Source organism: Haloarchaeobius amylolyticus, assembly GCF_042678045.1.
GTDB classification, from domain to species: Archaea; Halobacteriota; Halobacteria; order Halobacteriales; family Natrialbaceae; genus Natrinema; species Natrinema amylolyticus_A.
Genome location: NZ_JBHUDI010000004.1, coordinates 22,757 through 29,631, shown reverse-complemented (window position 1 = coordinate 29,631; position 6,875 = coordinate 22,757). Strand labels below are relative to the sequence as shown.

Here is a 6,875-nt window from a genome sequence, read left to right as displayed (position 1 = left end):
GCGGCGCTACGCGCCGCGCAGGCCTCGGTCGCGGTGAATATCTGGTAAGCGCCTGCCCTTCCCCGGGTTACACGGCTCTCGTAGTACTCGAGCCGTGCGCCCGGCCAGTGTACTCAGAATTGAATTATCTCACAGATGGTTACATCCACATCGCGTCCAGCCACGTTCGCAATTGCAGCTACTCGAGACCCAGCTGTCACTGCTCTCGAGTCGATCCCACGCTCAGACCACGCGGTTGTAAAATTCCTCTCCGTCGGCGAGTCGATCGGCGTTCTCGCGGACGATCTCGCCCACGTCACGGAAGTAATCTCGCGTGTAGGCCGCGCAGTGGGGCGAAATGATGACCTCGTCCATTCCCCACAGTGGGGACTCCTCGGGCAGTGGTTCCTCCTCGAAGACGTCCAGCGCTGCCCCCGCGAGCTCGCCAGACTCGAGCGCGTCGATCAAGGCCGGTTCGTCGACGACCGATCCCCGGGCGACGTTCACGAAATAAGCGTCGTCGCGCATCGCATCGAAGGCCTCGGCGTCGAACAGGTGGTGTGTCTCGTCGGTCAACGGGACGGTGACGATCACGAACTCGACGTCGCCGATCGCCTCGAGCAGCCGATCGGTCGCGTAGACCTCGTCGAAGCCGGGGACGGGATCGCCGGAACGGCGAACCCCCGTCACGCGGACCCCGAGTGCACCCAGGGTCTCCGCCACGCCGCTTCCCAGCGTCCCGGTTCCGACGACACAGGCCGTCGCACCTGGCAGCGTGAACGCCTCGTCCCACTCGGGGCGATCCCAGCGGCGCTCCTGCTGGTTCGCAACGTGGTCGTGGAGCCGTCGAGCGAACATGAGCAGGTAGCTCGCGACCGTCTCGCCGATGGTTCGGTCGTGGATCCCCGCGCTGTTCGTGAGGATCACGTCGTGGTCCTCGAGAACGTCGAGCGGGAACCGATCGTACCCCGCCTGGATCGAGTGGATCCAGTCCAATTCGAGGAAGGCCTCGCGATACGCGAGGGTGACGACCCCGTCGCAGTCGTCGATGCCGTCGTCGTCGACGACCGCGACCTCTGCCGGCAGGTCGGTGAGATACGTGACGAGTTCTGCCGGGGGAAACACCGCCTCGACTGACTCGTGAACGCCGAGTCGCTCGAGTTCGAAATCCATGGACGCGACTAGACCCGACTCGGAATTGAAGCTTTGCACCGGACACCCCCGCCCGATGGCGGACACAGCGCAAGCTATCTACACACCTGTCAGTCACGTCTAGTGATCGTTTCAATTTCGAATTATTAGTCAGTCGCGACAGGAGACTGCCGTAGTGGCCACGAGCGCACCCCTCATGGTGAAGCCCTCTCCAAGGAGTCGAGTCGGACGGGTCGGGTTTCGCGCTCCGTTACTACCACAGGTTCGTGACACATGTCAATCCATGACAAAGATGTATACAGTAGATCGTGATACGGCGGTGTATGGATCCGGAAACAGCGCGACGGTGCCACGTTCTGTTCGGCGTTTCGTTGCTGTTACTGACGATCGGAATCGGCTACTGTGTCGTCGTCGGAACGTGTCTGGCGGACTTTGCGGTGGTCGTCGCCGGGCTGTTCGTCGGCTGGATCGCGTTGTTCTACTGCGTCGGGAACGCCACGATCTGGGGATGAACGACCCGACAACGGACGAGCTCGCGGCTGCGACGTACTGAGTTACACGTCCACTGTAGACTCCGCGGTCAGCAGAATGGCGGCTCGGGAAAATCCCTCGTCACACGGGGCTCGGTGGGGGTAACACTTCGTCACGGCCGCCATGCGGCGCTACTCTCTCGAGGGGTTTCGGTCTGTCGCTTCCCGCTCCGTCGGCTCCCCGCCGTCACGCCAGGCCTCGAGTCCGCGCAGTTCCTCGGCCACGTCCTCGATGGCACCGGGCTCGAGCGCCCCACGCTCAGTACTGACCTCGGTCACGCAGTCGGCAGGCGTCACGTCGAACGTCGGGTTCAGCACGTCGACAGCTGCGTCACCGTCGTAGACCGCGGTTCGGTCGCCGGACTCGAGGTTGACGTCCTCGCGGGTCGAGACCTTGTCCGTGGCTGCGACGACTGTGACCGGAATCCCTTCGCGGGCGGCAGCAATTGCCAGCGTGCGCGTCCCGGTCTTGTTCACCACGGCACCGTCGGGGAGGATGGTATCCGCGCCGACGACCACCCGCTCGATGTCCTCGCGTGCGAGCACGTGCGCGACCGCCGCATCGGTGTGGACCGTGACGGTGCTGTCGGTCGTCTCGGCCAGCTCCTCTGCGACGGCGACCCCCTCACGGGCCGGCCGCGATTCCGCAACGAACACCCGCGAGGGAGTGGCCTGTTCGAGTGCCTCGAGGACAGTCCCCGACCGCGAGAGCGTTGCGATGGTGCCGTCGATGCGCTCGGCGGCGGTTGCCGCGGCGTCCGTATCGGCCGCGAGCGCGCGGTCGATCCCCGACAGCGCCGCGTCGTGGACGTCCGGTGCGCCCCCGTCTTCGCCATCCGCGTCGGCCATCGCTCGATTCACTCGATTGCGGAGCACGGCCATCGACGGCCGGGCCTTGAGCAATCGACCAGCGAGTTCCGCGAGTTCGTCCCACTCGCCGTCGGGGTCCGCGCCGAACTCGCTGCGCTCGGCGACGAGCAGCCCCGCTCGATCGCGCACCACCTCGAGTGCGCGCACCGACAGGTATGCAGCGCCGTGTTCGTCGTCGGCCGCGATCGACCGGACGGTGGGAGCGACGCGCTCGTAGGCGGTCCACAGCTTCGGCACCGTCTCGCGGTCGTCGCCGACGGACTCGAGGATCGTCGTCGGAGAGACCCACTTGGCGGTGTCGTGTTCCTCGCTCAGTTCGATCTCGCGAGTCTCACAGTCGAACAGATAGGGGTGGACGACCCACTCGCGCTCGAGGGTTGGGTCCTCGAATTCGACCGCCCGCCCGGAGCGGACGAGCGAAACGGTATCGGGCTCGAGGCCGGTTTCCTCACTGATCTCGACGTAGACCTGTTCGTCGGGTTGGCCTTCCGCGAAGCCGGAGACGCCACCCCACTGGCCCGTGTAGGTGCCGACCGCGTCGCTGCGGCACAACAGGAGGATCTCGCCGCGGTGCCGGAGGAACGCGGTGACGACGTGGCTCGCGGCCGAGTCGTCGCCATCGACGTCGCGTCCTGCATTCTCGGTCATAGGCGGAGACACGAGCGCGCGGGGGGAATCGCTTTCGGGACTGGCCGTCGTCGGCCCACACATGCCACGAGTTGTGATCGTCTCCGACACACACGTCCCCTCCCGCGAGCGCGCCGTCCCCGACTGGGTCGGCGCCGAACTCGAGCGAGCCGACCACGCGATCCACGCGGGCGATTTCGACTCGCAACGGGCCTACGACCGGATCGCAGCTCTCGCGAACGGGAACCTGACCGCCGTCCGTGGAAACACCGATCCGCCGACGCTCGAACTGCCCCACTCGGAGACGCTCGAGATCGCGGGCGTGACGTTCGCGGTGACCCACGGGGCCGGATCGCTGGCGGGCTGGCAGCGACGGGTCGTCGAGACCACCCGAGCCGAAGCGGCCACCGCCGAGCCGGTCGCTGTCGCGGGTCATACCCACGAGGTCGTCGACACGACCGTCGACGGTGTGCGGGTGCTCAACCCCGGCAGCGCGACCGGTGCAGACCCCGCTGACCGCGCGACGATGTACGTTGTGACTGTCACGGACGGAGAGCTAACAGTCGAGTTACGGACCGAGTGAGTCCGTTGGCGACCCAACATCGATCGCCCGAGTGCGTGAACTATACCCGTCTCGGGTTCCCCTGTGTTACCATGACACAGCGCGTGACGGTATCGCTCGACGACGATTCGGCGGCGGCCCTCGAGACACTCGTTGCCGAGACGGGGAACGGTCAGAGTGAGGTGGTGCGGCGCGCCCTGACGTTCTACGCGGCGAACTTCGAGGCAGCGAGCGGGAAGCCAAGCGACAACTTGGAACAGTACTACCAGATGCTCTCGTCGGGGGAACACGTCTTACTCGACATCGACTTCCTCCATGCGTTCCTCGGCTACTGCTACGACGGCGGCGATCCCGACCCGGCGTTCGTCGAGGCTGCCGACCGCGTCTCAGATTACCACGCCCACGAGTACGCGACCCGGTTCGACGAGGTCGGTGACCTCCTCGAGTGGCTGTCGTTCTGTGGCTTTCTCGACGTTCGCCAGGAGGGCGAGGGCGTCTACCACCTCGTCTTCCCCTCGGAGGCGGTTCGCTGGTTCATGACCCGGTTCATCGAACGCAGCACGGTCGAGTTGCCGACGGAGATCAGACTCGAGCAAGGCGTTTCGAAGGTGATCGTGACCGAAGGGGAAGGGAACGGGGACTGATACGGTCTGCTGTCCCGATGTCCCGGCGTACCCGTGACTCCTCCTGCGGGTGCGCCGGCACCCACTGACAGGAGTCCGTATGACGACGGCGAGTTACTCGGCGGGTGACGCCCACGTCTCGAAGACGTAGTTTCGAAGGCCGTATCGTTCGGCGAGTGTCTGCGAGAGCGTCTCGCCCTGGTAGTCGATGACACCGTCTTCCAGCACCGTCACCGTATCGGCGACGGTGAGCCCGAACCCGACGTCGTGGGTCGCGATGACCGGCGTGATACCGGCGTCGGTAAGCGACTCGACGAATCGGACGATCGTCCGACAGCCATCACCGTCCAGTCCGGCGGTCGGTTCGTCGAGCAGCACGTACTCCGGTTCCATCGCGAGGACACCCGCCAGCGAGACGCGTTTCTTCTCGCCGCCGCTCAGCGTGTTACACAGGCGATCGGTCTGTCCCTCGAGGTCGAACTCCGAGAGGACACGTTCGATCCGGTCTGGCTCGTCGATGCCCGCGTTCCGCGGGCCGAACTCGACGTCCTGTTCGACCGTCGGCGCGACGATCTGGTCATCGGGATTCTGGAAGACGAGTCCGACGCGCATCCGCAGGTCGGCGAGCGAGGCGTCGTCGTATTCAACCGGCTCACCCCCGACGAAGACGGTGCCCGAATCGGGTTCGAACAGGCCGTTGAAGTGGCGCAACAGCGTCGACTTCCCGGCACCGTTGCGGCCGAAGATGACCGTCACCTCGCCGGTCTGGGCCTCGAAATTCACACCGTCGAGGACAGGTTCGGTGCCGTGTCGGAAGTGCAGGTCGTCAGTTTCGATCATACGGCCCACCCGGTGATGGCGATCAGTGTGAGTACGGCAGCCGCGTAGCCGTGGCCCCGGCTGGTGGTCCGTGCCATCGGCATCTCGCCGTTGTAGTTCCGCGCCAGCATCGCGTCGTTGAGGGTTTCGGCCCGTGACATCGACTTCAAGAACACTGAAAACCCCAGCAACTTAGCTGTTCGAAACGTCGTCCGGCGCGTCCGGAAGCCGAGACGCCCTCTCGCCGCGAGCTCGAGACGGCGGAGTTCGTCGAGCAGGATCTGGATGACGCGGTAGGTGAGCAACGAGATCTCGATGACGAACTGTGGACACCGCAGCGATCGCAACGCGACGAACAGTTGCGGGACCGTCGTCGTCACGACCAGATAGCCAAGGATCGTCATCGATCCGAACGATCGGAGTCCGGTCGTTATCGACCGGTCGATTCCGGTCCAGGAAATCGAGAGCGGACCCATCGAGACGGCGGTCGGCCCGCTGGTAAACAGCGCGATGAGGACCAGACTCGGGAGCAAAAAGTACACCGGGAGCCGGACCACCTGCAGATAGTCGGAGCCCGTTGCATCGATACCGAGTGCCACGAAGCAGACGAGTGCACAGACGTACGCGAGCCGACTGGGAGCGACGAGGAGCAACACCAGTGCGGCAAAGACGAAGTACGCGTTCAAGCGTCCTTCGATTCGTGAGCTCGAGGTTATCTGAATCTGTTCCAGGCTCGTGTGGTGCATGACTCACTACGGCGTCTCAGACGCGGATTGCAGCGGTGACGTTCGTCCGAGGTAGTAGCCGATTATAAGGCCGCCGATCGCTGCCTGGAGACTGAACAGTAAGCTCTCGATCTCACCACTCGGGGGGGTCCAGAGGCTCTCGAACCACGGGTCGTAGTCCGGGGCGACGGAATCGACTTTCTCGCCCGCAGCGCCGTCGGCCCCACCCCACGCACCCGCGGTGGTAAACGAAAAGAGGATGAGTCCGACCATCAGGAGGCCACCCGCAGCGAGCCACCGGTTCATGCTGTCACCCCCAGCCGGGTTCGAACCGACTCACTCGACATGGAGATGTAGCCGATCAAGCCGGCTGCGAGCGCGCCTTCGACGACCCCGATCGGGAGCTGAGTCACCGCGAAGACGCCCAAGAAGGTGCTCATGGAATCGATGACACCACTGAGTCCCGGTTCCGCCGGGAACGCGAGGGCGAGCTGCGTGGACGTGACGACGTACGTCGTCCAGTCGGCGACGAGGGCCGCAGCAAACGTCGCCTTCTGGAGGTCTGTGTGTGGCTTGACCGAGCGGTAGACGACCCAGCCAAAGAGCGGGCCGATGATCCCCATCGACGCGACGTTCGCACCGAGGGTCGTCAGGCCGCCGTGACCGAGCAACAACGCCTGATACAGCAGGACGATCGTCGAGAGAAACGCGGTGACAGCTGGCCCAAAGAGGACGACTGCAATGCCGGTGCCTGTCGGATGCGACGTACTCCCGGTGACGGACGGGAGTTTCAGCGCCGACAGGACGAAGATGAACGCCGCAGCGACGGCAATGTGCGACTTGTTGACCTCCCGATCCTTCACCAGACGTGCAGTCTTCAGCGTCCCGTAGCCGACGACTGGGGCCGCAATCGCGTACCACACGAGCGCCCAGAAGCCGGGCAGAAACCCTTCCATGATGTGCATCTGTAATCGCCGTACTCGCAGTT

General features: G+C 64.7%; 9 protein-coding genes. 3 read left to right on the top strand and 6 right to left on the bottom strand.

From position 1 onward, the window contains the following. Window positions 1-222 precede the first annotated feature (222 nt). The gene (ddh, locus tag ACFR99_RS06320; protein WP_390285469.1) at window positions 223-1,152 is read right to left on the bottom strand and encodes a D-2-hydroxyacid dehydrogenase; all 930 of its coding nucleotides are present in this window, start codon (window positions 1,150-1,152) and stop codon (window positions 223-225) included. 302 nt (window positions 1,153-1,454) lie between these two features. Between ddh and ACFR99_RS06315 the strand changes: the two genes are divergently transcribed. Beyond that, window positions 1,455-1,643, top strand: coding sequence for a hypothetical protein (locus ACFR99_RS06315; protein WP_390285467.1), 189 nt, complete (start codon window positions 1,455-1,457; stop codon window positions 1,641-1,643). 150 nt (window positions 1,644-1,793) lie between these two features. Here ACFR99_RS06315 and ACFR99_RS06310 read toward each other — a convergent pair whose 3' ends face one another. Then, the gene (locus ACFR99_RS06310; RefSeq protein ID WP_390285465.1) at window positions 1,794-3,179 is read right to left on the bottom strand and encodes an eIF2B alpha/beta/delta subunit family protein; all 1,386 of its coding nucleotides are present in this window, start codon (window positions 3,177-3,179) and stop codon (window positions 1,794-1,796) included. 61 nt (window positions 3,180-3,240) lie between these two features. Here ACFR99_RS06310 and ACFR99_RS06305 point away from each other — a divergent pair, with 61 nt between their 5' ends. Next, window positions 3,241-3,741: a metallophosphoesterase family protein gene (locus ACFR99_RS06305; protein ID WP_390285463.1), complete on the top strand. Its 501-nt coding sequence runs from the start codon at window positions 3,241-3,243 to the stop codon at window positions 3,739-3,741. 71 nt (window positions 3,742-3,812) lie between these two features. After that, entirely contained in the window at window positions 3,813-4,364 is a 552-nt protein-coding gene (locus tag ACFR99_RS06300; RefSeq protein ID WP_390285461.1) for a ribbon-helix-helix protein, CopG family, read from the top strand. A 93-nt stretch (window positions 4,365-4,457) separates the two neighbouring features. On the opposite strand, the gene ACFR99_RS06295 is transcribed toward ACFR99_RS06300, so the two are convergent. Genes ACFR99_RS06295 through ACFR99_RS06280 form a run of 4 tightly spaced genes read right to left on the bottom strand, consistent with a single transcriptional unit; the run spans window position 4,458 to window position 6,852 of the window. Continuing rightward, complete coding sequence (locus ACFR99_RS06295) at window positions 4,458-5,183, bottom strand: energy-coupling factor ABC transporter ATP-binding protein (RefSeq protein ID WP_390285459.1); 726 nt, start codon at window positions 5,181-5,183, stop codon at window positions 4,458-4,460. Continuing rightward, complete coding sequence (gene cbiQ / locus ACFR99_RS06290; RefSeq protein ID WP_390285457.1) at window positions 5,180-5,908, bottom strand: cobalt ECF transporter T component CbiQ; 729 nt, start codon at window positions 5,906-5,908, stop codon at window positions 5,180-5,182. Before cbiQ ends, ACFR99_RS06295 begins: the two co-directional genes overlap by 4 nt. Window positions 5,909-5,914: 6 nt before the next feature. Continuing rightward, a complete protein-coding gene (locus tag ACFR99_RS06285; protein WP_390285455.1) occupies window positions 5,915-6,193 on the bottom strand; it encodes an energy-coupling factor ABC transporter substrate-binding protein in 279 nt (92 codons plus the stop codon). Next, a complete protein-coding gene (locus ACFR99_RS06280; RefSeq protein WP_390285454.1) occupies window positions 6,190-6,852 on the bottom strand; it encodes an energy-coupling factor ABC transporter permease in 663 nt (220 codons plus the stop codon). The genes ACFR99_RS06285 and ACFR99_RS06280 overlap by 4 nt, the downstream gene beginning before the upstream one ends. Window positions 6,853-6,875 lie beyond the last annotated feature (23 nt).

Coding starts and splice junctions, on each gene's coding strand:
- cbiQ (WP_390285457.1), bottom strand. CDS start 5,908: ATGCACCACACGAGCCTGGAACAGATTCAGATAACCTCGAGCTCACGA.
- ACFR99_RS06280 (WP_390285454.1), bottom strand. CDS start 6,852: ATGCACATCATGGAAGGGTTTCTGCCCGGCTTCTGGGCGCTCGTGTGG.
- ddh (WP_390285469.1), bottom strand. CDS start 1,152: ATGGATTTCGAACTCGAGCGACTCGGCGTTCACGAGTCAGTCGAGGCG.
- ACFR99_RS06285 (WP_390285455.1), bottom strand. CDS start 6,193: ATGAACCGGTGGCTCGCTGCGGGTGGCCTCCTGATGGTCGGACTCATC.
- ACFR99_RS06295 (WP_390285459.1), bottom strand. CDS start 5,183: ATGATCGAAACTGACGACCTGCACTTCCGACACGGCACCGAACCTGTC.
- ACFR99_RS06300 (WP_390285461.1), top strand. CDS start 3,813: ATGACACAGCGCGTGACGGTATCGCTCGACGACGATTCGGCGGCGGCC.
- ACFR99_RS06305 (WP_390285463.1), top strand. CDS start 3,241: ATGCCACGAGTTGTGATCGTCTCCGACACACACGTCCCCTCCCGCGAG.
- ACFR99_RS06310 (WP_390285465.1), bottom strand. CDS start 3,179: ATGACCGAGAATGCAGGACGCGACGTCGATGGCGACGACTCGGCCGCG.
- ACFR99_RS06315 (WP_390285467.1), top strand. CDS start 1,455: ATGGATCCGGAAACAGCGCGACGGTGCCACGTTCTGTTCGGCGTTTCG.